We start from the raw sequence: 24412 nt of genomic DNA, 5'->3' as shown, positions 1-24412 counted from the left end.
GGTCACGTCAGGGCCTCGTCCTTCGGCGACGCAAACCTCTTGATCGAGTGAGCAGGGCGCGAGCGAGGGCGGTTGTACCAGGTGGCGAAGAGGGCCACGGCCAGGAGCAGCTCTGCCAGGTCGCCGCCGTAGTACATGAGTTGGGCGGCCGCGCGGAACGCTTCCGGGTCCCGGTCAGAAAGACCGGGTGGGAGGGTTTCGGCGTGCGCGTACAGGTACTTGGCCAGCACGGCGTGGCCGGCCGCCGCGCCCAGTAGCGCACCGATCCGTACCGCCAGGCCGGGGCGACGTGGCGCCGGGTCCGGCCCGGCCAGGGACCAGGCGAAGAGATAGCCGGCGGCCACGTAGTGCAGGTGCAGGGCGTGGTGCAGCGCGGAGTGCCGTTCGGCCGCCGCGTACAGCGGGGTGAGCAGCACCAGCGCCAGCCCGCCGGTGCTCAGCAGCGCGGCGGTGACCGGGTGGGCGAGCAGGTGCAGTGGGCGGGCGCCCAGCAGCCGGCCGACCGCCCGGCGTACCGGTGGTGGGGCGACCCGCAGCAACAGCGTCACCGGGGCGCCGAACACCAGGCCCAGCGGGGCCAGCATGCCGAGCAGGAGGTGCTGCGCCATGTGCCCGCGGGGGTCGTCGGGGAGTTGGGCCAGCGGTCCGACGGCGACCGCCAGCAGGGCGCAGCCGACCAGCCAGGCGGCTGTGCGGCGGTGGTCCCAACCCCGTGGTTCGCGGACGGCGGCCAGCACGTAGCCGGCCGCCAGCAACACGACCGGGAACAACGGGGACCACGCCGACCCGGCCGTGCCGTGCCCGGCGTGCGCCAGCTGCCCGGCAATCGTCATCGGGGACCAGCGCCGGGCCGGCGGGACCGGGCCCACCACAGGACAGCGACGCCGGCCAGCAGCAGGACCGCGCCGGCCACGTTCCACACCACGTCGTACGGCACCAGGTGTACGCCGTAGCGGATCTGGTGCAGCCGGAGCACCTTGTGGTCGACGAGCCCGTCGAAGAGCTGGAATCCTCCGGCGCCGAGCAGGAAGCCACCCCAGGCCAGTCGGCTCGACAGGGCGCGCCGACGACGCAGGTCGGCGAACCAGAAGAACCCGCCGACCAGGGCGATCACCTCGGCGGCGTGCAGCAGCCCGTCCGAGAGCAGCGCCACCGAGGGAGTGGAACGGTCGTAGAAGTGGTGCCAGGCGAGAAGCTGGTGAAAGACGATCTCGTCCACGGCGGCCATGATCGCGATGCCGATCAGGACGCCGACGAGAGTGGAGGCACGAACGTCGGCGCCGCGTGTCCTCGGCAGGCTCGAATCGACCACCACACACCTCGCAGTCAGCTCGGATCAGGTCACAAATACCCCGAACCCCATGAAACATGCCGAGCCGAACCGGCGGGAAGGCGCAATGGGCCGGCGGCACATCCCCGTTTCGTGACTCCCGGGCCACTGACGGCATGATCATGGAGCCTGAGGGGGCAGCGACAGTCAGATCCCGAGAAGAACGAGCCAGATCCCGAGAAGGAGGTGCCCGTGCCGGACGCGGACGAACTCGTCGCCAACGCGCTCGCGGCGGTGCGCGGCACTGACGTACGCCAGGCCGAACGGCAGCTGGACCAACTGATGGTCGGCACCGGCGACGCGGACGGCACCACGGCGGTGGACGTGGCGCTGCTGGGTCGCCTGGTCCGCGGCCTGGGCCGGCTCTGGCCGCGTGGTTGGCAGCCGGTCGACGTGGACCGGCTCACCGGTCGACGGCTCGACGCCCGCGCGGCCAGCCTGGTCCGGCACGCGCTGGCCGCCCAGCGGCGCGACCAGGCGGAGCCGGTCCCCGCCTGGTGGGACGACCAGCTACGCGAGCTGGCGGCCACCGAGGGTGGCGCCGAGCGGAGCGTGCTGAGCGGCTGGGCTACCAGGGAGGGGCTGGACCGGGCAGACGCGCTCCGGACGGCCGTGGACACTCTCGCGCTGGTGGAGAGCCTGCCGCCGATCGCTGTGCTGCGCCCGCCGCCGGGCACCAGCGGCGCGGCACTGCCCCGCACGGCCGGCGCGGCTCGCAGCGGGTCGCCGATGCTGGATCGGGTACGGGCGCTGCTGGCCAAGGCCGAGTCGACCACCTTTCCGGCCGAGGCGGAGGCGCTGACCGGGAAGGCCCAGGAGCTGATCGCCCGGCACAGCATCGACGAGGCGCTGCTGGCCGCCGGGTCCGAGCGCGGGGACGTGCCCGGCGGTGTACGCCTCAGCACCGACGCCCCGTACGCGGGCGCCAAGGCGCTGCTGGTGCAGGAGGTGGCGGCGGCGAACCGGTGCGAGGCGGTCTGGTCGGACGATCTCGGCTTCGCCACAGTGCTGGGCTGGCCGGCGGATCTGGTGGCGGTGGAGTTGCTCTACACGTCGCTGCTGGTCCAGGCCACGGCGGCGATGCTGCGTGGGCGGGCCGAGCGGCGGCCGGGGTCGGGGCGGCGGACGAAGGTCTGGGACGAGTCCTTCCTCAACGCGTTCGCGCTGCGGATCGGTGAGCGGTTGCGGGCGGCCACCGAAGCGGCCACTGACGCGGCGGACCGGGCGACGGCCGAGACGACCGGCGCGGAGCGGCTGTTGCCGGTGCTCGCGGCGCGCGGCAAGGCGGTCCGGGAGCGGCTGGACACGCTCTTCCCCGGCGTCACCCGGCACCGGCTCAGCGTGCGCGACGCCGAGGGCTGGTCGTCCGGCACCTCGGCCGCCGACCGGGCCTCGTTGGACGTCGGTGGCGGCCGGAAGCCCCGACAGGTGCCCGGCCGACCCGATCCGCGCTGAACCATCCGGCGTGGGAGCACCCCCGGCGGGCGTTTCTGCGATTTTCTTCGGTACGCGGTAGGGATCGGAGGAACGACTCCGACCCTCCGGTGAGCCGCGCCCCGATCGGGGTGCGACCAGAGCCTGAGGAGCATCGCCGTGAAGTACATGCTGCTGATCTGGAACCGGCCCGGCTTCACCGAGGGGCTGAGCGAGCAGGATCGCACCGCCCTCTTCGGTGAGGTCGACGAGATCATGAAGGAGCTGACCGAGACCGGCGAGCTGATCGGCGGCCAGGCGTTGGCCAACCCGTCGCAGACGTTGACGGTCCGGCTCGTGGACGGCAGCCCCGAGGTCCTCGACGGCCCGTTCATGGAGAGCAAGGAGCAGTTCGCCGGGTACCTGGCCGTCGAGTGTGACAGCCCGCAGCGGGCTGCCGAGATCGCCGCCCGCTGGCCGGACGTCCGGTACGGCGGCGCGATGGAGGTCCGCCCGATCATGGACGAGGCCGGGACGGAGATGTGACCGAGGACCGGACGGTCGAGGATCTGTTGCGCACCTTCGCGCCGCAGGTCCTCGGCCTGCTGGTCCGTCGGCACGGACAGTTCGACAGGTGCGAGGACGCGGTCCAGGAGGCACTGCTCGCCGCCGCGACGCAGTGGCCCGGACAGGGCGTACCGGACAATCCGCGCGCCTGGTTGCTCACAGTGGCCACCCGCCGGCTCACCGACGAGTGGCGCAGCGAGAGCGCCCGCCGGGACCGCGAGGTGACGGTGGCGCGGCGCGAGCCGGCGTACGCCGGGGTGGCGCCGGCGGCGGACGCGGAGCCCGACGTTCCGGCCGACGACGACACCCTCATGCTGCTGTTCCTCTGCTGCCACCCGGCGCTGCCCGGATCGGCGCAGGTGGCGCTCACCCTGCGGGCGGTCGGTGGTCTGAGTACCGCCCAGATCGCCCGCGCCCACCTGGTGCCCGAGGCGACGATGAGTCAACGGATCCGGCGGGCCAAGCAGCGGGTCGAGGCCGCCGGGGCACGGTTCACCATGCCCGGGCCGGCCGAGCGGGCCGAACGGCTGGGAACGGTGCTGCGGGTGCTCTATCTGATCTTCAACGAGGGCTACACCGCGTCCAGTGGCCCGGACCTGCGCCGGGCCGAGCTGACCGGCGAGGCGATCCGGCTCGCTCGCATCCTGCGCGGGCTGCTGCCCGACGACGGTGAGGTGACCGGGCTGCTGGCGCTGATGCTGCTGACCGACGCGCACCGGGCGGCCCGGGTGGGCCCGGACGGGGAGTTGGTGCCGCTGGCGGAGCAGGACCGTTCCCGGTGGGACACCGCCGCCGTCGCGGAGGGGATCGCGCTGATCACCGAGGCGTTGACCTGGTCGCCGCCCGGCCCGTACCAGCTCCAGGCGGCGATCGCCGCCGTGCACGCCGAGGCGTCGACGGCGGCGGAGACGGACTGGCGGCAGATCGTGGCGCTCTACCGACTGCTGGCCCGGATCGCGCCGAACCCGATGGTCACCCTGAACCAGGCGGTGGCGGTGGCGATGGTGGACGGGCCCCGCGCCGGGCTCGCCCTGCTCACGCCGTTGGACGCCGACGAACGCACGGCCGGGCACCACCGGCTGGCCGCCGTCCGGGCTCACCTGTTGGAGCTGGCCGGGGAGGTCGGCGCGGCGCGGGAGGCGTACCTGGCCGCCGCGCGGGGCACCACCAGCCGGCCCGAGCAGCGCTACCTGGAGGTGCGGGCGGCCCGGCTGACCGGGCAACCCTGACGGGTGCCCGGTCAGCAGCGGCGCTCACACCTCGGGTTCGACGGCTGGGCAGCTGGCACCCCGGGCGGGCACCACCTGATCGATCAGGTAGGAGTCGACGGCTCGTTGCACGCACGGGCTGCTGCTGTGGCTGCCGTGTCCCCACCCCTGGTAGGTGAGCAGCGCGCCGTGCCGGCCCAACTGTCGCGCCACGCTGCGCGCCCAGCCGTAGCCGCTGGCCGGGTCGTGCACCGTGGCGGCGAGCAGCAGCGGCACGGCGGTGTGGACCCGAAGCCGATGCTGCGGGTTGGCCACCGGAGTCGGGGTGCCCAGGCAGGTGACCAGGGCGAACAGCGCCGGCGGGTAGCGCAGGTCCGGCGCGATCCGGGCCGCCCGGCGCAGATGTCCGACGTACTCCCGGTAGTCGCGGACCGGCAGGCTCCAGTCCTGACAGAAAACCGCGAAGGGGTACGGAGCCACGGCCTGGTCCGCCGACGGACGGACGCTCGGCGTGGTGGTGGCGCCCTCCAGTCGGACGATCCACTCGGCCAGCCCCGGCCACCGCCACGTGTCGTAGAGCTTCTTGTGGGCGAGGCGGCTCAACTCGAACGGGGCGAGCGCTGCTCCGCCGCTGTCCGGGTCGGTAAGCGAGCCACGCTCGGCCCGGGCGTGCAGCCCGGCCCAGCTGGCACGGATGTCGCGACCGTGCAGGACGCAGTCGGCCGAGCGGGCGCACCAGGCCAGGAACTCGTCGAACGGGCCCTCGGCGGTGGCGGCCTGGGTGTCCAGGAAGGCGCGGGTGCCGAGGCTGTGGTCCATCGCGGCCTCCAGCACCATGGCCCGGACCCGGTCGGGGTACAGCTCGGCGTACCGCTGCCCGAGCAGGGTGCCGTACGAGCTGCCGTGGAAGGTCAGTTGCCGTTCGCCGAGCGCGATGCGGACCGCCTCCAGGTCGCGGGCGGCGCTCGTGGTGTCGACGTGGTCGTAGAGCGCCCCGGTGCGGGCCCGGCAGTCGGCACGCAGCAGCGCGTTGTTGGCCAGGACGGCGTCGAACTGGGCCTGGTCGGCGATCAGCTGCGGTTGCCGGACGAGCAGGTCCCGGGCGCAGACCACCGGGTGGCTGTCGCCGGTGCCGCGTGGGTCGAAGCTGACGATGTCGAACCGGGCACGCAGGTCGGCACTGAACCGGGAGCTGCCGTTCACCACCCGGTCGACCCCGCTGTCGCCCGGCCCCCCGGGCCCGAAGACCAGCGCACCTTCCCGGGTGGCCGGGTTGGCGACCCGGCGGGCCAACGACAGGTCGAAGCGCTCGCCACGGGGCCGGTTCCAGTCCACCGGCAGCGACAGGGTGCCGCACTCGGCGCCGGTGTCCGTGGCGCAGGGCCGCCAGTCGATCGTCGGTGCGGGCTGTGGTCGGGCGGCGGCCGGGCTCGCCGGGGTCAGGCCGGCGGCCGTGAGGGCCAGGGCGACCGCCCAGCCGACTGCGGATTTGCGTACGCGCAGCATGAGGTGCTGTCCTCTCCTCGAAGGAGCGTTGCCTGTGAAACTCGCCCACCGGGCGAGGTGATGCTGCTTCCACCCGGGCCGTCGAGTAGCCGCTCGACGGCCCGGGGCCGCTCTCGTCCGCCGGGTCAGTCGACCTCGCGCAGGACGCGTTCGAGCGTGGTCATCCGGGTTTCCATCCCGCCCAGCCGGCCGTCCATCGCCGCGAGCAGTCGGGTGTTCTCCGCCTGGGCCTGAGCGGCCGTCTCGGCGAGCCGGCGGTAGTCGTCCGCGCGGGCCGCCTCGTACCGTGCCCGCCGGGTCTTGGCGAGTTGGACGACGGTCACCGTGAACACGCTGATCAGGAAAGCGAAGATGCCGATCGCGCCGACCACCTCGGTCCAGTCGTGATCGCTCATCGCTGTGTCCCTGGCTGTTCGCCCGAGTCGGGCACGGTCAGCGTCGCGACCGCCGCCGCGATGACCGCGGGGGTGAGTGTGAGCACGAACGGCTCCACCTCGTAGTAGTTCATGGCCTTCCCGTCCTCCGACAACTCCAGGCGGGCGGTGACCAGCCCGGCCGCCGCCAGCTTCCGTAGGTGGACCTGCAACAGCGCCCGGCTGATGCCCAGTTGCCGGGCCAGCCCGCTGACGTACGCACGCTCGCGGGCCAACGCGGCGACGACCCGCAGCCGGTGCGGGTTGGCCAGGGTGGCCAGCACCCGGACCAGGTCGTCGCCGGTCGGCGGCGGAGCGGTGCTCATAACCAGCCCTTGCACATGCCAAGGAAAGTTAGCAGGTGCCGCCGTGCGGCGCTACCTGACGGAAGCGGGATCAGGGAGATCTCAGGGTCGACGAAAAGGGTCACACACACAGCACGCCGGGCCGGTGATGATCACCGGCCCGGCGTGCGGGTTACGTCGTACGTCAGCTCTTGAAGGCGTCCTTGATCTTCTCGCCCGCCTGCTTGAGCTTGGAGGTGGACTGGTCAGCGCGACCCTCCGCCTCCAGCTGCTCGTTGCCGGTGGCCCGACCGGCGCCTTCCTTCAGCTTGCCGGTCGCGTCCTCGGTGGCGTTGTTGATCTTGTCGTCGATACCCATTGCCAACCTCCATTGCAAGCGTCGCTACGACCACAGAGGTACCCCCGCCGTCGCCGGCCCAACCATTACCCCCGTCACAGATCGGCAGCGGCCGAGCGAAAGCGACGCAGGCGCAGGCTGTTGGCCACCACGAAGACCGAGGACAGCGCCATCGTGGCACCGGCGATCATCGGGTTGAGCAGCCCCGCGGCGGCCAACGGCAGGGCCGCCACGTTGTAGCCGAACGCCCAGAACAGGTTGCCCCGGATGATGCCGAGCGTGCGTCGGGACAGCCGGATGGCATCCACCGCCGCGTCCAGGTCACCCCGGACGAGTGTGAGATCGGCCGCCTCGATCGCCACGTCGGTGCCGGTGCCCATGGCCAGCCCCAGGTCGGCCTGGGCCAGCGCCGGGGCGTCGTTGACCCCGTCACCGACCATCGCCACCGACCGCCCCTCGGCCTGGAGCCGCTTGATCACGTCGACCTTCCCGGCCGGCAGCACCTCGGCGATCACCTCGTCGATGCCCACCTCGGCGGCGACCGCGCGAGCCACTGTGGTGTTGTCCCCGGTCAGCAGGACCGGGGACAGCCCCAGCCCGCGCAGCCGGGCCACCGCCGCCCGGCTGCTCGGCCGGACCACGTCGGCGACCGCGAGCACGCCGCGGGCCCGTCCGTCCCAGCCGGCGACGATCGCCGTACGGCCGGCGGCCTCCGCGTCGCGCACGGCCCACTCGACCTCCGGCGGTACGTCGATCTCGTGCTCGCGCAGCAGCCGGACCCGGCCGACCAGCACGGCCCGCCCGTCGACAGTGCCGGTCACACCCAGCCCTTCGAGGTTGCCGAAGGCGGTCACCGGGGGCAGCGCGCCCTCGTCGCTGGCAGCGGCGGCGACCGCACGGGCGATCGGGTGCTCGGAGGCGGCCTCCACCGCCCGGGCGAGCCGCAGCAGCTCGGCCCGGTCCACACCGCTGGCCGGCACCACGTCCACCAGTGTCATCCGGCCGGTCGTCACGGTGCCGGTCTTGTCGAGCACCACGGTGTCCACCCGGCGGGTCGACTCCAGCACCTCCGGGCCCTTGATCAGCACGCCGAGCTGGGCGCCCCGACCGGTGCCGACCAGCAGCGCGGTCGGTGTGGCCAGGCCGAGCGCGCACGGACAGGCGATGATCAGCACGGCCACGGCGGCGGTGAACGCGGCGGTCGGGCCGGCCCCGGTGCCGAGCCACCAGCCGAGCGTGCCGACGGCGAGGGTGATGACGATCGGCACGAAGACCCCGGAGATCCGGTCCGCCAACCGCTGCACGGCCGCCTTGCCGCTCTGCGCCTGCTCCACCAGGTCGGCCATCCGGGCGAGCTGGGTGTCCGCGCCGACCCGGGTGGCGGTGACGATCAGCCGCCCACCCGCGTTGATCGTGGCGCCGACCACGCCGTCACCCGGGGCGACCTCGACCGGCACCGACTCGCCGGTGAGCATGCTGGCGTCGACCGCGGAGGTGCCCTCGTCCACCACCCCGTCGGTGGCGATCTTCTCCCCGGGGCGGACCACGAACCGGTCACCGACGACCAGCCGGTCCACCGGGATCAGGGTCTCCACGCCGTCGCGCAGCACCGCCACGTCCTTGGCACCGAGGTCGAGCAGGGCACGCAGGGCGGCACCGGCGGTGCGCTTGGACCGTGCCTCGAAGTAGCGACCGGCCAGGATGAACACGGTGACCCCGGCCGCCGCCTCCAGGTAGATGTTGCCGGCGCCGTCGGTGCGGGTGATGTCGAAGCGGAACGGGTGCGTCATCCCGGGCATGCCCGCGTCACCGAGGAAGAGCGCCCAGAGCGACCAGCCGAACGCCGCCAGGGTGCCGAGCGAGACCAGCGTGTCCATGGTCGCCGCGCCGTGCCGCAGATTCGTCCAGGCGGCCCGGTGGAACGGCAGCCCACCCCAGACCACCACCGGGGCGGCCAGGGTCAGCGACAGCCACTGCCAGTAGTCGAACTGCCACGCCGGAACCATTGCCAGCAGGACCACCGGCACGCTCAGGGCCACCGAGACCCAGAGCCGGGTACGCGGGCCCCGCAACGGGTCCACCGGGGGTTCCGCGCTGGGCGGGGCCGGCAGCGCCGCCGTGTAACCGGTCTTCTGGACGGTCCCGATCAGGTCGTCCGGCGTGACGCCGTCGGCGTACCGGACTGTCGCCTTCTCGGTGGCGTAGTTGACTGTGGCGCTCACCCCGTCCATCCGGTTGAGCTTCTTCTCGATCCGGGCGGCACACGCGGCACAGGTCATCCCGCCGATCGCCAGTTCGATCCGGTTCGGCGCCTCGGGCAGCGGTCTGCTGGTGGTGGTCATCGTCTGGTCCCGTCAGTTGTGTCCGTGCCCGGGCGTGCCGTGGTCGGCCTCGCCGGTCGGTGCGGGCCCGCTCGGGGTGGGGACGTCGCCGGTCGGGGCAGCGCCGGCGACCACAGTGAACTCGGCGGTGTGCACCCGCCCGCCGTGTTGGAAGTCGAGATAGAGGCGGTAGCTGCCGGCCGAGGGCACCTCGGCGAGGAAGGTGACGGCCGGACCGGGCCGGGTGCGCCCATCGCCGGGCGTCCCGTCCGGGTGCACGTGCAGGTACGCCAGATCACCCCGGCGCAGTGCCACCAGGTGCCCGTACGCGCCCAGGTAGGGCTCCAGGTCGGTGACCGGCTGCCCGTCCCGGCTGACGGTCAGCGTCAGCGACGACGTGCGGCCGGGCTGCGGCGCACCGGTCAGGATGACCGTGTAGCCGTCGACGGTGGTGCTGCTCGCCGGGGCGGGCAACTGCCGTTCGGTCAACTCCCCGGGGACTGTCACGTCCGCGCCGAGGGTCAGCGGCTCGCCCCCGGTCGGCGTGAAGTCGGCGAACGCCCGCCACTGCCCGGGGCCGGTCAGCGGGGAGTCGACCCGCCAGGTGCCGTCCGGGGCCAGTTCGGGATGGACGTGGCGGAAGCCGGAGAGGTCCCGGCGGGCGACGATCAGGTGCATCAGCTTGTCGTGCGCCACCTCGTACCGGGTGACCGGCCGGCCGTCCGGGCCGGCGATCCGGAAGGCGAACTCGCCGGGCGGGGCGTCGACCGGTTCGAGGGTGTAGCCGCGCTCGGAGACGAGCAGCCCACCGGGGAGCCGGTCGGCCGTCCCGCCGCGCTCGTCCGCCGACGGGGCGGCGGCGCCGTCGTGCCGGCTCTCGGCGACCGGGGCGGGGTCGACGACCCGGCCGACCCCGTACGTCGCGCCGAAGACCGCCGCCAGGCCGACGGCGAACCCGGCCAGTCTCGTCACCGTACGCACGCCGGCCCTCCGATCACGCGTCGACGAGGTCGTAGCCGGCCTCGTCGACGGCGGCCCGGACAACCGCGGTGTCCAGCGGCTGGTCGCTGCTGACGGTGACCCGGCCGGCCGCGAGGTCGACCTGGACCTCACGCACGCCCGTGATGGCGCCGACCTCGGCGCTCACCGCGCTGACGCAGTGCCCACAGGTCATGCCCTGCACCTGGTACGTGGTGTTGACCATCGGATCGTCTCCTTACGGTACCGGTACCCCGTGGGGGTATCTCATCAGACCACGACCGTACCATACCCCCTGGGGGTACGCTATCCTGGTCGACATGACCGCACCCACCCCGATCCGCGGATACACCGCCAGCAAGGACCAGCTGCTCGCGCGGCTCCGCCGCGTCGAGGGGCAGGTCCGGGGCATCGAGAAGATGGTCGACGACGACCGCTACTGCATCGACGTGCTCACCCAGATCTCCGCCATCCAGGCCGCCCTCGACAAGGTGGCCCTCGGGCTGCTCGACGGGCACGCCCGACACTGCATGCACGAGGGCGCCGCCGAGGGCCGGGCCGACGAGATGGCCACCGAGATGATGGCGGCGGTCGGCCGGCTCATGAAGCGCGGCTGACGGCCCGGGGGCCGCCGCGCGGGCTGTTCGACCGCCCGACACTCCGCCACGACCTGCAAGCCCCGGGTCGGCTGGCTAGCATCTCCCACGATGGTCTTCCGTATGCCGCTGCACAGTCGGGCACCGGCGACACCACCACGTGGCGTCGCCCCCGGCCGACCGAGCCGAGCACTGACCGTCCGTGATCAAGCGTTGATCAGGCAGCGATCCGCCCCGCCGTCCGCCGCGTTTCCCACCGAAACGGTGAACCGTCCGGCCCGCTGACCCGTACCACGCACCGGATCGTTGGGAGTCCCGCCTTGGCCGCCGACCACACTCACCCTGCTCCGTCCGCCCCACCACGGGTGCGACGGATCCTCGTCCTGACGGTCGTACCCCTCTTCGTCGCCACCGTGCTGGCCGCGGCGCTGCTCTGGCCGCGCGGCGGGTCACCGCAGACCGATGGTGGTGCGGACGTGCCGCGCTACCCCGGCACCGTCACCCGGGTGGTGAGCGAGCCGTGCCCGCCGGTGCCGTCGGTTCCCGAGGGCACGCCGAGGGTCGGCGACGGGCGGTGCGGCACCGTCGACGTCCGGGTGGACGACGGGCCGACCGCCGGCCAGCAGGTCCAGACGCCGGTGCCCGACGGACCCGGCGCACCCCGGGTCGAGGTCGGCGACGAGGTCATCCTTGTCGAACTGGCCGACCCGACCGATCCCACCACGAGCAACTGGAACATCGCCGAGCACCAACGCGGCACCCCGATGGTGTGGCTGGCGGTGGTCTTCGCGGCCGCGATCGTCGCGTTCGGTAGGTGGCGAGGTCTGGCCGCGCTCGCCGGGCTGGCCGCCAGCTTCGCCATCCTGCTCACCTTCGTGCTGCCCGGCATCGGCGCCGGCAGGTCACCACTGCTGGTGGCGGTGGTCGGCGCGGCCCTGATCATGTTCGTGGTGCTCTATCTGACCCACGGGGTCTCCGCACAGACCTCGGTCGCGGTGCTCGGCACCCTGGGCAGCCTGGTGCTGACCGGCGTGCTCGCCACCATCGCCACGGCCGCGACCCACCTCACCGGCTTCGGCAGCGAGGACGCCACCACCCTGTCGATGTTCCAGGGCGACGTGGACCTGCACGGTCTGCTGCTCGCCGGAATCATCATCGGATCGCTCGGTGTGCTCGACGACGTGACGGTCACCCAAGCGGCCACCGTCACCGAACTGGCGAACGCCAACCCCGGCCTGACCCGGTTGCAGCTGTACCGTGCGGCCACCCGGGTCGGCCGCGCGCACATTGCCTCCACAGTCAACACCATCGTGCTGGCGTACGCGGGCGCGTCGCTGCCCCTGCTGCTCCTGCTCACTGCCGACTCGCGGCCGATCGGGCAGATCCTCACCAGTGAGTTCCTCGCGCAGGAGATCGTCCGCAGCGCGGTCGCCACCCTCGGTCTGATCGCCGCCGTGCCGCTGACCACCGGGCTGGCCGCAGTGGTGACCGCAGCCGGCCGCACCGATGCGACGCCGTCCACCGATGCTCCCGCCCGGCGACCCCAGCCGGACCGCACCGAGGCACTCGCCGCACTCAGCTCACCGCGAACCGCCGGCTCCGACGAGCCGGACCAGCCGCGGACCGCACCCCCATCCCAGGCCACCGACAGGTGGCCGGAGTCGAACAGGAGCACGGATACGGCATGGTGACACTCCTCAGCGTGACCAGATCGGGCATCCACCCTGAGAACCACGTCACTGGTCACTCAACGCTATGGCGAAATGACGCTTTTGGTCGGCATCCAGGCGTAGCTCACCCGGTCGACTCTCGGGTAACCTCGCTGCCGGTTACCGATGAAGGCGCGAAGCGGCGCCTGCGGTGCCACCGCCCAATCGCCAACCGGCGAGCCGGGGACCCAGGTACCTGGGGTGAATCCGCGTCAGCGGTAGGGGCCACTTCCGCCCCGAACCCGTCAGCTAACCCGGTCGGCGGTCGACGGAAGGGAACATTGTGACGGCACCCCTACGCCGCTGGTTGACTCCCGTGGTGGCCGTGATCGCCGCACTGACAGTGCTCGCCGGGCCGCTCCCGGCGCACGCCGCCCCGACGACCCCCACACCGTCCGGGCACGAGGAGGACGGCGAGCCCAAGCTGCTCAACGACGTCATCGAGCAGGCCAACCGCGACTACTCCGCCGCGAAGTCCAAGCTGGACAAGTCCAAGAAGCGGCAGGGCGAGTTGGCGGCGGAGGTCGACCGGGCAAAGGCCGACCTGGACGCGTTGGCCCCGCAGGTCGCGCAGATCGCCGCCCAGGCGTACCGGACCGGCCGGATCGGAGCGGTCGCGCTGCTGCTGGAGAGCGACGCGCCCGACTCGTTCGTCCAGCGTGCCGGGATGCTCGACGAGATGAACATGGTCAACGAGAAGAAGCTCTCCGAGGTCAACGAGGTGAAGGCCCGCGCCGAGCAGGCCAAGCTGGCCCTCGACACCGAGGTCCGCGAACAGCAGAAGCAGACCGCCCTGATGGCGAAGCGCAAGAGCGAGGCCGACAAGGCGCTCTCCCTCGTCGGCGGCAAGGGTTTCACCGGCGGCCTGGTGGACGCCACCTCCAAGGTCGCGAAGATCGGCCCGGGTCGCACGGCCGACGGTGACTGGAAGCCCCAGTCGTGCAGCGAGAACGACCCCACCACGTCCGGTTGCATCACGCCGCGCACGCTGCACGCGTACAAGGAGGTCAAGGCGGCCGGCTTCAACCGGTTCGTCGGCTGCTACCGCTCCGGCGGGCCGTGGGAGCACCCGAAGGGCCGCGCCTGCGACTGGTCGCTGCAGAAGAGCGGCTTCTCACCGTGGCACAACAACGACACCCGGACGTACGGCAACAACGTCGCCGCGTTCCTCATCCGTAACGCCGACCGTCTCGGCATCTACTACGTGATCTGGAACCGGCAGATCTGGTTCCCGGCCACCGGCTGGAGTTCGTACAGCGGACCGTCGAACCACACCGACCACGTCCACATGTCGCTGCTCTGACCCGCACGATCCCGGTCGAGGGCCGTTCCGCGCGTGACGCGGAGCGGCCCTCGTCGCGTCAGACGGCGGCAGGGGCAGCCGGGTCGGTCGATTCGGCCGGGGCGTCCAGCGTCGCGAAGCCAGCCGGCACGGCGGCCACCGGGCGCACCGCTCCGGCCGCTAGCCGGTAGGACACGCCCACCACCGCACACCGCCCCCGCGCCACCTCCTCGGCCAGCACGGGGGACTGCCCGAGCAGCGTCTCGACGGTCTGTGCGATGTGGATGTCGACGATGCCGTCGATGTCGTCCACGCCCTCGGCCTCGGCCCGGCGCAGGCTGGGCAGCACGGCGTCGACCACCGCGCGCAGATGCCCACTCGGTGCGGTACCTGTCGCCGCGGACTCTCGGGCGGCCTGCACCGCACCGCACGAGTCGTGGCCGAGCACCACCACCAGCGGAGTGCCGAGCACGGTCACCGCGTACTCGACACTGCCGAGCACCTCGGGGCCGGCGGTGTGTCCAGCCGTGCGGACCACGAACAGGTCCCCCAGCCCCCGGTCGAAGATGATCTCGGCGGCCAGCCGGGAGTCGGAACAGCCGACGACCACCGCGAACGGGTGTTGCCCGTCGGCCACGGCGGCGCGGCGCCCGGCATCCTGGTTGGGGTGGCGGGGGGCGCCACTGACGAAGCGCCGGTTGCCGGCGACCAGCTCGGCGTACGCCAGGGTCGGCTCGCTGAGCGCGGACGCCCGGTCGGTGATCCGCTGCGAACCCGGCTGACCGCCGACGCTCCCGGTATGACTCATCCCGCACCTCGTCTCGACGCGTCTGACCTGGTCAAGCCGGCTCGCCGCCGGCCGGGTGGCGGGCGCTGGCTCGTGCTCCACCGTCACACGTACCGTAAGATGCGTCAAGATATGCGTGATTTAGATTTCATACGTTGACCCCGGCCGCCCCCTGGGCAACCGTGACGGGGCAGGGCGGACCAGACTCTCCCGAGGGCAGGCGGACACCCCGAAAGGCGGTCAGACGATGGCGAGCACGGTGACGGGCGACACCGACGGCGGGCGGAACTGGACGTTCCTCACCAATCACGGGCACGTCCTGCTGGCCATCGCCCGCGACCCGACCGCCCGGCTGCGTGACGTCGCGGCCGAGGTCGGCGTGACCGAACGGGCCGCGCAGGCGATCGTGGCCGACCTGGAGGCGGGCGGTTACCTGCACCGCACCCGGGTCGGGCGACGCAACGAGTACACCCTCAACCCGGCCGGCCGCTTCCGGCACCCCGCCGAGGCCGACCGGCAGGTCGGCGACCTGCTCGCGCTCTTCGCCGACACTCCCAGCAAGAAGGCACAGCAGCAGGCCTGACCCACGTCACCGGGGGCCGCTGCCCGACCCGTCACGGCGGTAACCTTTGCGGGTGCGCGAATGCCCGCCGTTGAGCGCGACCCGGTCCCGACGTGCCCTCCGCGGCGTCCTCAGTGGAGCGCTGGCGGCCCTGCTCGGCGCCGGCCTGGTGGCACCACCCTCCCCCGCGACCGCGGCACCACCCATCTGCGGCCCCAGCGGCGCCGAGAGCCTGACCCAGATGCCGTGGGCGCAACGCCGGCTGGAGCCGTCCTCGGCGTGGCCGCTGTCCCGGGGCGCCGGGGTCACGGTGGCCGTGATCGACTCCGGAGTCTCCGCCGCCCACCCGCTCCTCAAGGGGCAGGTGCTCGAGGGTCGCGACTTCAACGGCCTGACGGCCCGACAGGGCCAGTGCGACGAGGCCGGGCACGGCACGCTGATCGCCGGCATCATCGCGGGCCGGGAGGGCACCGTCGTCCCCTTCAGCGGCATCGCCCCGGCCGCCCGCATCCTGCCGATCCGGGTCCTTCCGCAGCTCGGGGCGGTCAACAACCCACAGCTTCCCGCGGAGATCGCGGCGGCAATCGACTGGGCGGTCACGCAGGGCGCCGACGTGATCAACCTGTCCCTGACGACAATTCCCCGCCCCGAACTGACGGCGGCCGTCGAGCGCGCGCTGGCCAAAGGGGTGGTGCTGGTCGCCGCCGCCGGCAACCGGTCGGAAGACTCCCAGAACCTGCCGGGCTACCCGGCCGCGTACCCCGGGGTGATCGCCGTCGGCGGAGTGGACGAGCAGGGCAACCACGTCGGCACCTCGATCAGCGGCGACTACGTCGACATCGCGGCGCCGGGGATGAACATCGTCGGGCCGGCACCCGGCAACAGCGGCTACCGCACCGTGCCGGAGGGCGGCACCAGCTACGCGGCCGCATACGTCTCAGGAGTCGCCGCGCTGGTGCGGGCCGCCTACCCGAGTCTCAACCCGCAGCAGGTCGCGGATCGGCTGAAACGCACAGCGGACAACCCACCCGAGGGTCAGAACGCCGACATCGGCTACGGGATGGTCAACCCCTACCGGGCGGTGTCGAGCCTGCTCGGCACCCGGGCGAACCCGCCCGCCGGTGCGCTCCCGGCACCCGCCGTGCGGGACGACCCGCTGAGCTGGCAACGCCCCGCCGCGATCTGGGCGGCGGTCATCGGCGCCCTGCTCGCCGGGCTGCTGCTGGTCGCGCGACCGATCATGGCCCGGGGCCGCCGACGCGCCTGGCGCCCCGGCCGACACACCGACGCACCGACTGCCGGCTGAGCGTCGCACCGCGGCGAGGTGGCGACGCCTACGCCAACACAGAGCGGCTCCGGGCCGGGTGAACCGGACCGGAGCCGCTCGTGCGAATGCCTCAGCTCCACACCTTGGAGTTGCTCATCTCCGTGGTGAGGTAGTTTTCGCGGGCGATGCCCACGGCACCGCCGATCTCGTTCAGGATCCGGTTGATGTCCCGGACCGCCGCGTCCCACTTCGCCTGGTGCTGCTCGTAGGCAACCCGGTCCTCGCCGTCCCAGTGCAGCTTGGTCAGCATCGACCGCAGCGTGTCAAGCTTTTCCTCGAGGGTCTTCGAGATGGCCTGCATCTGCTGGTTGCTGCTCTCGAGGACCGCATAGTCAACTTTGATCGTCACGATTTCCTCCTCTGCCGGCTACGGATCACGGGTTGAGAGCAGAGTGGAACTTGTCCAGCATCTGCTGCTGCTCTTCGTCGTTGACCTGGTGCGTCGTACCCGACTTGTCGAGCAGGTCAGCGATGCTGTCCATCGCCGTCAGCAGTTTGACGGTGTCCTCGTTCCAGCGCGTCATCAGCGACTGGAAGCCCGTGGACGCCTGACCCTTCCACGCGATGGCCAGGTCGTCGACGACGTTCCACAGCTTCTTCAGCTCGCCATCGACATCGCTGCGCGTGGACCGCACGTCACTCGCGGCGGTATGCAGAGTCGCAGCTTCGACCTCGAACGCCATGCTTCACACCCTTCCGTCTGTTGTGGTGGCGGCTTCGCCGCACCCCTCCCCCGCGGCAAGGCAGCAACACCCCACCGACGGACACTCCTGTGAAGACCGTAGCGGAACCTGTCCAGCCCTCGCAGCCCTGACCGGGGACGTTCGATGGATGGTGGTGAATCGGACCGAGAAGGCCCGCCACCACCTACCGAACGACCGACCGCGCTCAGGCCGGCTCAGACCAAGCGGTCTGAATCAGCTGCTGGCCGTCACGACGGCGAACCAGGGTGCCCCGACCGGGCGGTTGCGGGCTCGGTCGCAACGTGCCGAAGACCGCGCCCTCCTCCCGGTTGCCGGACATCAGCAGGCCCGGCGAGTCCAACTCACGCAGCCGTTGCAGCACCGGCTCGTAGAGTGCCCTGGACACACCGCCGACCCGACGCGTGACGATCAGGTGCAGACCGATGTCGCGGGCCTGCGGCAACAACTCCTGCAGGGCGCTGAGCGGGTTGCTGCCGCCGGACGCCACCAGGTCGTAGTCGTCCACCAGGATGTACAGATCCGGACCCTTCCACCAGCTCCGATCGCGCAGCTGGGCGGTGGTCACGTCCGGGCCGGGCAGTCGGTTGGAGAGCGCGCTGCGGATCGACCCGAGCCCCTGGGCGAACGCCTGGTTCGACGGGGCGTAGTCGAGCAGGTGGTCACCCTCCACCGCCCCCAGCAGGCCACGCCGGTAGTCGGCGATCACCAGCCGGGCCTGCGCCGGCGTGTACCGCTCGGTGATCCCCCGGGCGATCAGGCGCAGCAGGTTGGTCTTGCCGCACTCCGCGTCGCCGAAGACCGTCAGGTGCGGCTCGTTGGTCAGGTCCAGGTAGACCGGCGCGAGTGCCGACTCGTTGACACCGACCGGGATCCCCGGCGCCGACCGGTCGATGATCCGGGCCAGCTCCGCCACCGGCAGCCGGCGCGGCAGCAGCCGCACCTTCGGCGCCGGGCGGCCCGACCAGTTCGCCGCCACGTGCCCGGCCAGGGACAGCGAGGCCTCACTCAGATCCTCGATGTCACGACGACCGTCGATCCTCGAGATGGCGGTGAGGAAGTGCAGCTTGTCGCGGGTCAGGCCCCGACCGGGCGACTTCTCCGGCACGTTGTTCGCCGCGCGGCGGTCGATCTCGGACTCCGACGCGTCGCCGAGGCGCAGCTCCAACTTGGTGCCGAGCAGGTCCCGCATGTTGATCCGGATCTCCGCCCACCGCACGGCGGTGAGCACCACGTGCACACCGAAGCCGAGGCCCCGGTTGGCCAACGTGGTGATGGTCTGCTCCAACTCCTCGTACTCCTGGCGCAGTGTGTTCCACCCGTCCACCACCAGGAACACGTCGCCGAACGGGTCGTCCGCGAACTCACCAGCGGCACGGCGACGGCGATAGCTCGCCACCGAGTCGATGCCGTGCTGGGCGAAACGACTCTCCCGCTCGTCCAGAACGGCGACCACCTCGGCCACCGTCCGGCGGACCGCCTCGACGTCGCGCCGACCAGCCACCCCGGCCAGGTGCGGCAACCGCTCCATGCTGCGCAGCGCGCCCCCGCCGAAGTCCAGGCAGAAGAACTGCACCTCACGTGGCGTGTGCGTGAGCGCCAGCGAGGCGAGCAGCGTACGCAGCATCGTGCTCTTGCCACTGAGCGACCGACCGACGATGACCACGTTGCCGCCGGCCCCGGCCAGCTCGACCATCATCGGGTCCCGGCGCTGCTCGTACGGGCGGTCCACGACGCCGACCGGGACGGTCAGCCGCCCTCGCCCGGGCCAGGACGCGGTGCACAGTCCGTAGGTCGGGTCGACCGCCAGCGGGCCGAGCAACTCACCCAGGCCGGGCGGGTCGGCCAGCGGCGGCAACCACACCTGGTGGGCCGGGCGGCCCCGGCCCTTGAGCTGGTCGATCAGCACGTCGAGCATCGCCACGGCCTTGCCGTCGGCCGGCTGCTCCGGCTCCGGGGCGGTGTCCACCGGCACCTGCGGGACCTGCGCCGGAACGAAGTCGAGGCCGTACGGCACGATCCGCCGCTGCACCAGCGCCTGCGAGGCGGATGCCTGCTGCCCCGGTGCCCGATACGCCCCCGACACGTACGCGGCCCGGAACCGCAGCATGGTGCTGGTGTCCGTCTTCAGGTAGCCGTGGCCCGGCGCGTTCGGCAACTCGTACGCGTCAGGTACGCCGAGCACGATCCGGCTCTCCACGGCGGAGAACGTGCGCAGACCGATCCGGTACGACAGGTGCGTGTCGAGGCCCCGCAGCTTGCCCTCCTCGAGGCGCTGGCTGGCCAGCAGCAGGTGCACGCCGAGGGAACGACCCAGCCGGCCGATCATCACGAACAGGTCGATGAAGTCCGGTTTGGCGGCGAGCAGTTCGCTGAACTCGTCACAGATGATCAACAGGCTGGGCATCGGAGCCAGCGGCTCACCTGCCGAACGCGCCTTCTCGTACTCGAAGCGGGAGACGTAGTTGCCGGCCGCCCGCAGCAGCTCCTGCCGGCGCACCATCTCGCCGGCGAGCGCGTCGCGCATCCGGTCGACGAGCGGCAGTTCGTCGGCCAGGTTGGTGATCACCGCGCTGGTGTGGGGCAGCGCCTCCAGCGAGGCGAAGGTCGCGCCGCCCTTGAAGTCCACCAGGACGAAGTTCAGTTCCTCCGACGAGTGGGTCACCGCCAACGCGGCCACCACCGTACGCAGCAGCTCGCTCTTGCCGGACCCGGTCGCGCCGATCACCAGACCGTGCGGGCCCATGCCCTCGTGTGCCGACTCCTTGAAGTCGAGCTCGACCACGTTGCCGTCCGGGCCGACACCGAGTGGGATGCGCAGCCGATCGCGGTGACCACGCGGACGCCAGGTGTTCTGCACGTCCACCGCCGCGGCGTCACCGACGCCGAGCAGGTCCGGCAGCTCCGTGCTGCGGGCCAGCGGCTCGTCGCCTCCGGTCTGCTGCTGGGAGAGCCGGTAGGGTGCGATCTGTCGGGCCAGCCCCTCGACGGCCTCGGCGCTGAGCCGGTCGGGCCGACCCAACGTCGACGACGAGCTGCCCCGGACCAGATCGAGTGAGTCTCCGTCGCCCACGTCCAGGCAGAGCAGCCAGCGGCCGGCGTCGCGGGGCACCGTCCCGGAGAGGTCGATCACGGTGGCGCCGAGCAGCCCCGGGCCCACCAGCTGGCAGGTCGGTGAGATCTCCCCACCGTCGATCACCACGACCAGGTGCGGCGCGGTGGTCAGCGGCTTGGCCTCCGGCGCGAACCGGGGCCGCCCGGCCAGCTCGGCGGCGAGCGACGCCTCGGCCTCGGCCAGGCTGGCGAAGACCAGTCGGCGCGCGCCGGCCGCGTCGGTACGACCGCTGTGGTGGGCGTGTGGCAGCCACTTCACCCAGCCCCAGGCCGATTGCCGGTCGGGGGCGGCGACCACCGCGATCACCAGGTCGTCAGGTGCGTGGAAGGTGGCCAGCTGCCCCAGCGCCGCCCGGGTCAGGTCGAGCACTGGCTCGCGGTCGCCGCGCAGCACCACCCGGCTGAACGCGCGCACCGACAGTGCCGTCGGTAGTTCGGGCACCGTGGAGTGTGCCCGGACGAACCGGCGCAGCGCGATGGCGCTCATCGGCTCCAGGTCCTCCACCGGCTTCGTCTCCGGTGGGACGATCTCCACGGCGAGCCGCTGCGGGCCGAGGGCGATCCGGGTCTCACCGAAGTCGTCCTCGGTGATCCGCCGCTCCCAGAGTCGCCGGGACGCGGCGATCGACCAGAGCGCGTCGGGCTCCGGGTGCCGCCAGGCCATCGCGGCCCGCTGCTGCTCGGCGGCACGCCGGGTGCGCTTGCGCATCTGCGCCAGGTAGCGCATGTAGTCACGGCGATCGGCGTTCAGCTCGGCCTTGTCCTTGCCACCGCTGTTGGCCAACGAGCCGATCGCCATGCCGAGCATCGAGACACCGAACAGGCCACCGGCGACGTAGGTCATCATGCCGCCGCCCTTGCCGGCGTACAGGAACGCCATGGCACCGACTCCGCAGAACATCGGCAGGATCATGAGCAGCTGCCCCATCCCGCGGGGTGTCGGCTCGGGCAGCTCGGGAGGCGACTCCAACAACACCTCGCCGCGCGGCAGGGCAGGCCCCGGCTGACGCGGGAGCCGGCGGAACACCACAGTGCTCACGGCTGTCTCCTCCCCAGAAGCGGCCCTGATGACGTGCGGCCGCGGAACACCGCCCGCGGGTGGGCATCGTACGTGCCGTCATCGTAGGTAATCTGCCGTGTGCGCGGTGGACCCGGACCGCAGCATCACAGACAGCCGATCACAGACGCACACCTGGAGGCCACTGTGGCGACGAAGACGGCGACCGGTGGTCTGAGCCGGATCACCATCGTGGCTCCGCGTACCCGGATGGATCTGGCGCTGCCGTCGGACGTTCCGATGGCGGATCTGCTCCCCACCCTGCTGCGCTACGCCGGCGAGGACATGGCCGACGAGGGTGCCCGGCACGGCGGCTGGGCACTGTCCCGGTTGGGTGGTGCGCCACTCGACGGTGGTCGTACCGCTGCGCAGCTCAGTGTCCGGGACGGTGAGGTGCTCTACTTCAACCCCCGGTCGGAGGCCGCGCCGGAGATCGTCTTCGACGACGTGGTGGACGCGGTCGCGACCGCGACCAACCAGCGCCCCGGCGCCTGGCAGGTCGGTGCGACCCGCTCCTTCGCGGTGATCTTCGCGGCGGCGGCGCTCGGCGCCGGCGCGCTGGCCGCCCTCTTCGCCGGCCCGCCGCACCTGCCCGGCGCGCTGGCCGCGCTGCTGGTCGCGGTGGCGTTGTTGGTGGGCGCCGCGGTGCTGTCCAGGGCGGCCGGTGACAGCGGTATCGGCGCGGTGCTGGCCCTGGTCGGCCTGGTGCACGCGGCCACCGGCGGCCTGCTGCTGCTCGCCGACGATCGATCGCTGACCCAGTTGGCCAGTCCGCATGTCCTGCTCGCCGCGACCGCCGCGCTGGTGGCCGGCGCGGTGGCCGTACTGGCGGTCGGCGACCGGTACCCCCTCTTCTTCGCCGCGATCGGGGTCGCGGCCGCGACCGGCCTGGGCGCGATCCTCTGCCTGGTCCTCGGCCTCGACGCGGCGGCCTCCGCCGCGGTGGTGGCGGCGGTCGCGTTCGGCGTGGTGCCGGCGCTGCCGATGATGGCCTACCGGCTAGCCCGGCTCCCGGTGCCGTCGATCCCGACCGGTCCGGAGGACCTGAAGACCGACAGCGAGTCGGTGGACGGCCGGCAGGTGCTCCAGCAGAGTGAGCGCGCAGACCAGTTCCTGACCGGTCTGCTGTGGACGGTGTCCCTGCTGGTGCTGGGCGCGCAGTTCGTGCTGGCCCTGGACGGGCGCCTGCCGGCGGTGCTGCTGTGCCTGGTGCTGGCCCTGCTGGCGCTGCTGCGGGCTCGCCCCCTCCTGGGCCGGGCCCAGCGCACCCCGGTGCTGCTGGCCGGCACCGTGGGTCTGGGCCTGGCCGCCGCGGCCACCTTCGCCGGTGGGTCGCTGCCGGTACGGCTCGGCCTGATCCTGGGCGGGCTGATGCTCGCCGCCGTGATCAGCCTGATCTACGGTCTGACCGTCGCCGGCAAGCGCATCTCGCCGGTCTGGGGCCGCCTGCTCGACATCGCCGAGATCCTGCTCATCATCTCGCTGGTGCCGCTCGCCTTCTGGGTCTGCGGTCTCTACGGCTGGATCGTCAACCTCCGACCCTGACCTCGCCTCGCCGCCCGCACCGGTCAGCGCGACCGCGGACCGGTGGAGACGCCCAACGCCGACGCGACCGGAGCGGCGGCGTAGACGCCCGGAGCATGCTGACCGTCCATCGGCCGGGTGGACGCGCCGACCCGGTCGGCGACCTCGCGCACCACCTTGACCAGGGCCTCGACGTGGTTGTCCATCGCCGCGACCCGCAGCAGCGGTGCCGCCACCCGACCGTCCGCCGAGACGCTCACGGCCACCGTGTGCGACGGCGCCGAGGTGGCGGTGATCGCGTCCACGAGGGGGCCCAGCGGCGCGTCGGACCGCCCTCGCAGAGCCATGACGCGGTGCGTCCAGCCGCCGCCGCGCAACCCGTGCCAGCTCTCCGCCGGCGCCTCCGGCACCAGGTCCAGACCGGCGGCCGAGACGATCGCCGCGCGTAGTTCCTCACGGCCCAACGGGCGGTGGGACAACCCCGCCGAGGTCAGCGCCTTGCCGAGCCGGCCGATACCGGCGGCCACCGTCCGGTGCACGCCGGTCAGCCCACCGCCCCGGCTCACCGCCTCTACCCGGGCGTCCCGGACGGTGAGCCGCACCGCCACCCAGACGGTCCGGTGTGCCGCCGGTGGAGCACCGGGTGCCGGGTACCAGACCAGCGTGTGCGCGACGACCTGGGCCCGGGAGACCGGGGCGCTGAAGTCCGCGAGCACCCCCAGCGCGCGGTCCACCGCGGAGGCGTCGACGGAGCCGACCGCCGCACCGGTGGCGGACTGCAGGGCGACGGCCGCGAACCAGCCCTGGTCGTCGCGCCCGATGCCGAGCCTGGTGCCTCGGTCGGTCAGCTCGATGACACTCAACTCCGGGGCGAGCGCAGCCAACCGCGGGTCGGTCGCCGTGCCGCCGGCCAGCACGGCCGACGCCCGCTCGCCGCGTCGCCGCAGGCGTCGGCGCAGCAGCAGGTCCTCGAACCACCACCGGCCACCTCGACGGGCGAAGGCCGCAAGGACCACAAGCAGCGCCGCCGCGCCCACCGCGGCGAGCACCCAGCTGGGTCCGGCCGTGGCGGCCCAGACGCCGACCACACACAACTCCAGCACGACGAGCTGCCCGACCAACACGGGACCGACCCGTCCACGGCCGGGCCGTTCGGCCGGCGGCACCGACCGGGTCGGAACGTCGACAGGGTCCGTGACCGCTCGGGCGGGTGGCGCCTGAACCTGCGTCATCGCTGACTGTCCCTCCTGCACGGTACGGCTCTGCGCCGGGTCGGTCCGGTGCCGGCCACGAGCGGTGGTCCCAAGGAACCACCGTCGGCCCCTTATCGTAGGGAAGCCCGCGACGGCACCTCGACCTGATCGTCGCGGAAACA

The 24412-nt window shown here is 72.4% G+C and carries 23 protein-coding genes and 1 riboswitch; of the genes, 9 read left to right on the top strand and 14 right to left on the bottom strand.

Features of this window, described 5'->3' with window-relative positions; translation table 11 throughout:
- Positions 1–2: 2 nt before the first annotated feature.
- Together KBX71_RS24450 and KBX71_RS24445 are read right to left on the bottom strand one after the other, a co-directional pair.
- Positions 3–833 carry a cytochrome c oxidase assembly protein gene (locus KBX71_RS24450; protein WP_210820238.1) on the bottom strand — a complete coding sequence of 277 codons (831 nt, stop codon included), beginning with the start codon at positions 831–833 and terminating at the stop codon, positions 3–5.
- The gene (locus KBX71_RS24445; RefSeq protein WP_210820237.1) at positions 830–1312 is read right to left on the bottom strand and encodes a DUF2243 domain-containing protein; all 483 of its coding nucleotides are present in this window, start codon (positions 1310–1312) and stop codon (positions 830–832) included. The genes KBX71_RS24450 and KBX71_RS24445 overlap by 4 nt, the downstream gene beginning before the upstream one ends.
- A gap of 210 nt (positions 1313–1522) precedes the next feature.
- Here KBX71_RS24445 and KBX71_RS24440 point away from each other — a divergent pair, with 210 nt between their 5' ends.
- The 3 genes from KBX71_RS24440 to KBX71_RS24430 all read left to right on the top strand — a co-directional run bounded on the left by KBX71_RS24440 (position 1523) and on the right by KBX71_RS24430 (position 4539).
- On the top strand, positions 1523–2785 hold the full coding sequence (locus KBX71_RS24440) for a DUF2786 domain-containing protein (protein WP_210820236.1): 1263 nt from the start codon (positions 1523–1525) through the stop codon (positions 2783–2785).
- 147 nt (positions 2786–2932) lie between these two features.
- The gene (locus KBX71_RS24435) at positions 2933–3289 is read left to right on the top strand and encodes a YciI family protein (RefSeq protein WP_240639083.1); all 357 of its coding nucleotides are present in this window, start codon (positions 2933–2935) and stop codon (positions 3287–3289) included.
- Positions 3286–4539 carry an RNA polymerase sigma factor gene (locus KBX71_RS24430; protein ID WP_210820235.1) on the top strand — a complete coding sequence of 418 codons (1254 nt, stop codon included), beginning with the start codon at positions 3286–3288 and terminating at the stop codon, positions 4537–4539. Before KBX71_RS24435 ends, KBX71_RS24430 begins: the two co-directional genes overlap by 4 nt.
- A 24-nt stretch (positions 4540–4563) precedes the next feature.
- On the opposite strand, the gene KBX71_RS24425 is transcribed toward KBX71_RS24430, so the two are convergent.
- From KBX71_RS24425 to KBX71_RS24395, 7 genes are all read right to left on the bottom strand, one after another.
- On the bottom strand, positions 4564–6024 hold the full coding sequence (locus tag KBX71_RS24425) for an alpha/beta hydrolase (protein WP_210820234.1): 1461 nt from the start codon (positions 6022–6024) through the stop codon (positions 4564–4566).
- Between the two features lie 125 nt (positions 6025–6149).
- On the bottom strand, positions 6150–6419 hold the full coding sequence (locus KBX71_RS24420) for a hypothetical protein (protein ID WP_210820233.1): 270 nt from the start codon (positions 6417–6419) through the stop codon (positions 6150–6152).
- The gene (locus tag KBX71_RS24415) at positions 6416–6763 is read right to left on the bottom strand and encodes a helix-turn-helix domain-containing protein (protein ID WP_210820232.1); all 348 of its coding nucleotides are present in this window, start codon (positions 6761–6763) and stop codon (positions 6416–6418) included. The genes KBX71_RS24420 and KBX71_RS24415 overlap by 4 nt, the downstream gene beginning before the upstream one ends.
- Before the next feature lie 163 nt (positions 6764–6926).
- The gene (locus tag KBX71_RS24410) at positions 6927–7100 is read right to left on the bottom strand and encodes a CsbD family protein (protein ID WP_196928600.1); all 174 of its coding nucleotides are present in this window, start codon (positions 7098–7100) and stop codon (positions 6927–6929) included.
- Between the two features lie 74 nt (positions 7101–7174).
- The gene (locus tag KBX71_RS24405) at positions 7175–9421 is read right to left on the bottom strand and encodes a cation-translocating P-type ATPase (RefSeq protein WP_210820231.1); all 2247 of its coding nucleotides are present in this window, start codon (positions 9419–9421) and stop codon (positions 7175–7177) included.
- 12 nt (positions 9422–9433) lie between these two features.
- Positions 9434–10381, bottom strand: a complete 948-nt coding sequence (locus KBX71_RS24400; RefSeq protein WP_210820230.1) for a hypothetical protein — start codon at positions 10379–10381, stop codon at positions 9434–9436.
- 13 nt (positions 10382–10394) lie between these two features.
- Positions 10395–10604 carry a heavy-metal-associated domain-containing protein gene (locus tag KBX71_RS24395; RefSeq protein ID WP_124818372.1) on the bottom strand — a complete coding sequence of 70 codons (210 nt, stop codon included), beginning with the start codon at positions 10602–10604 and terminating at the stop codon, positions 10395–10397.
- A gap of 94 nt (positions 10605–10698) precedes the next feature.
- Between KBX71_RS24395 and KBX71_RS24390 the strand changes: the two genes are divergently transcribed.
- The 3 genes from KBX71_RS24390 to KBX71_RS24380 all read left to right on the top strand — a co-directional run bounded on the left by KBX71_RS24390 (position 10699) and on the right by KBX71_RS24380 (position 13986).
- Entirely contained in the window at positions 10699–10995 is a 297-nt protein-coding gene (locus tag KBX71_RS24390; RefSeq protein WP_030329541.1) for a metal-sensitive transcriptional regulator, read from the top strand.
- A 299-nt stretch (positions 10996–11294) separates the two neighbouring features.
- On the top strand, positions 11295–12665 hold the full coding sequence (locus KBX71_RS24385; protein ID WP_210820229.1) for a YibE/F family protein: 1371 nt from the start codon (positions 11295–11297) through the stop codon (positions 12663–12665).
- Positions 12666–12831: 166 nt separating this feature from the next.
- A riboswitch (cyclic di-AMP (ydaO/yuaA leader) is annotated at positions 12832–12962 on the top strand.
- A 4-nt stretch (positions 12963–12966) separates the two neighbouring features.
- Positions 12967–13986: a hypothetical protein gene (locus KBX71_RS24380; protein ID WP_210820228.1), complete on the top strand. Its 1020-nt coding sequence runs from the start codon at positions 12967–12969 to the stop codon at positions 13984–13986.
- Between the two features lie 58 nt (positions 13987–14044).
- Here KBX71_RS24380 and KBX71_RS24375 read toward each other — a convergent pair whose 3' ends face one another.
- Complete coding sequence (locus KBX71_RS24375; RefSeq protein WP_210820227.1) at positions 14045–14773, bottom strand: carbonic anhydrase; 729 nt, start codon at positions 14771–14773, stop codon at positions 14045–14047.
- A 226-nt stretch (positions 14774–14999) separates the two neighbouring features.
- On the opposite strand from KBX71_RS24375, the gene KBX71_RS24370 reads away from it, so the two are divergent.
- Positions 15000–15335, top strand: coding sequence for a MarR family winged helix-turn-helix transcriptional regulator (locus tag KBX71_RS24370; RefSeq protein ID WP_210820226.1), 336 nt, complete (start codon positions 15000–15002; stop codon positions 15333–15335).
- Between the two features lie 52 nt (positions 15336–15387).
- The gene (gene mycP / locus KBX71_RS24365) at positions 15388–16620 is read left to right on the top strand and encodes a type VII secretion-associated serine protease mycosin (protein ID WP_307847285.1); all 1233 of its coding nucleotides are present in this window, start codon (positions 15388–15390) and stop codon (positions 16618–16620) included.
- A 91-nt stretch (positions 16621–16711) separates the two neighbouring features.
- Here mycP and KBX71_RS24360 read toward each other — a convergent pair whose 3' ends face one another.
- The 3 genes from KBX71_RS24360 to eccCa form a co-directional block, all read right to left on the bottom strand.
- The gene (locus KBX71_RS24360; RefSeq protein ID WP_030329555.1) at positions 16712–16990 is read right to left on the bottom strand and encodes a WXG100 family type VII secretion target; all 279 of its coding nucleotides are present in this window, start codon (positions 16988–16990) and stop codon (positions 16712–16714) included.
- A 25-nt stretch (positions 16991–17015) separates the two neighbouring features.
- The gene (locus KBX71_RS24355; protein WP_210820225.1) at positions 17016–17324 is read right to left on the bottom strand and encodes a WXG100 family type VII secretion target; all 309 of its coding nucleotides are present in this window, start codon (positions 17322–17324) and stop codon (positions 17016–17018) included.
- 205 nt (positions 17325–17529) lie between these two features.
- The gene (gene eccCa, locus KBX71_RS24350; protein WP_210820224.1) at positions 17530–21495 is read right to left on the bottom strand and encodes a type VII secretion protein EccCa; all 3966 of its coding nucleotides are present in this window, start codon (positions 21493–21495) and stop codon (positions 17530–17532) included.
- Positions 21496–21660: 165 nt separating this feature from the next.
- On the opposite strand from eccCa, the gene eccD reads away from it, so the two are divergent.
- Entirely contained in the window at positions 21661–23058 is a 1398-nt protein-coding gene (eccD, locus tag KBX71_RS24345) for a type VII secretion integral membrane protein EccD (RefSeq protein WP_210820223.1), read from the top strand.
- Between the two features lie 23 nt (positions 23059–23081).
- On the opposite strand, the gene KBX71_RS24340 is transcribed toward eccD, so the two are convergent.
- Entirely contained in the window at positions 23082–24269 is a 1188-nt protein-coding gene (locus KBX71_RS24340) for a type VII secretion protein EccE (RefSeq protein WP_210820222.1), read from the bottom strand.
- Positions 24270–24412 lie beyond the last annotated feature (143 nt).

The sequence above is a fragment of the Micromonospora sp. D93 genome, assembly GCF_018070365.1.
Taxonomy (GTDB): domain Bacteria; phylum Actinomycetota; class Actinomycetes; order Mycobacteriales; family Micromonosporaceae; genus Micromonospora; species Micromonospora ureilytica.
Note: the sequence above shows the minus strand (reverse complement) of the source record. Positions and strands in the feature narration are given on the sequence as shown.

Bases quoted from the DNA above. Each gene is read 5' to 3' on its own strand.
- KBX71_RS24405 (WP_210820231.1), bottom strand. From the start codon at position 9,421: ATGACCACCACCAGCAGACCGCTGCCCGAGGCGCCGAACCGGATCGAA.
- KBX71_RS24370 (WP_210820226.1), top strand. From the start codon at position 15,000: ATGGCGAGCACGGTGACGGGCGACACCGACGGCGGGCGGAACTGGACG.
- KBX71_RS24420 (WP_210820233.1), bottom strand. From the start codon at position 6,419: ATGAGCGATCACGACTGGACCGAGGTGGTCGGCGCGATCGGCATCTTC.
- KBX71_RS24410 (WP_196928600.1), bottom strand. From the start codon at position 7,100: ATGGGTATCGACGACAAGATCAACAACGCCACCGAGGACGCGACCGGC.
- KBX71_RS24355 (WP_210820225.1), bottom strand. From the start codon at position 17,324: ATGGCGTTCGAGGTCGAAGCTGCGACTCTGCATACCGCCGCGAGTGAC.
- KBX71_RS24340 (WP_210820222.1), bottom strand. From the start codon at position 24,269: ATGACGCAGGTTCAGGCGCCACCCGCCCGAGCGGTCACGGACCCTGTC.
- KBX71_RS24390 (WP_030329541.1), top strand. From the start codon at position 10,699: ATGACCGCACCCACCCCGATCCGCGGATACACCGCCAGCAAGGACCAG.
- KBX71_RS24450 (WP_210820238.1), bottom strand. From the start codon at position 833: ATGACGATTGCCGGGCAGCTGGCGCACGCCGGGCACGGCACGGCCGGG.
- KBX71_RS24425 (WP_210820234.1), bottom strand. From the start codon at position 6,024: ATGCTGCGCGTACGCAAATCCGCAGTCGGCTGGGCGGTCGCCCTGGCC.
- KBX71_RS24415 (WP_210820232.1), bottom strand. From the start codon at position 6,763: ATGAGCACCGCTCCGCCGCCGACCGGCGACGACCTGGTCCGGGTGCTG.
- KBX71_RS24395 (WP_124818372.1), bottom strand. From the start codon at position 10,604: ATGGTCAACACCACGTACCAGGTGCAGGGCATGACCTGTGGGCACTGC.
- KBX71_RS24435 (WP_240639083.1), top strand. From the start codon at position 2,933: ATGCTGCTGATCTGGAACCGGCCCGGCTTCACCGAGGGGCTGAGCGAG.
- KBX71_RS24375 (WP_210820227.1), bottom strand. From the start codon at position 14,773: ATGAGTCATACCGGGAGCGTCGGCGGTCAGCCGGGTTCGCAGCGGATC.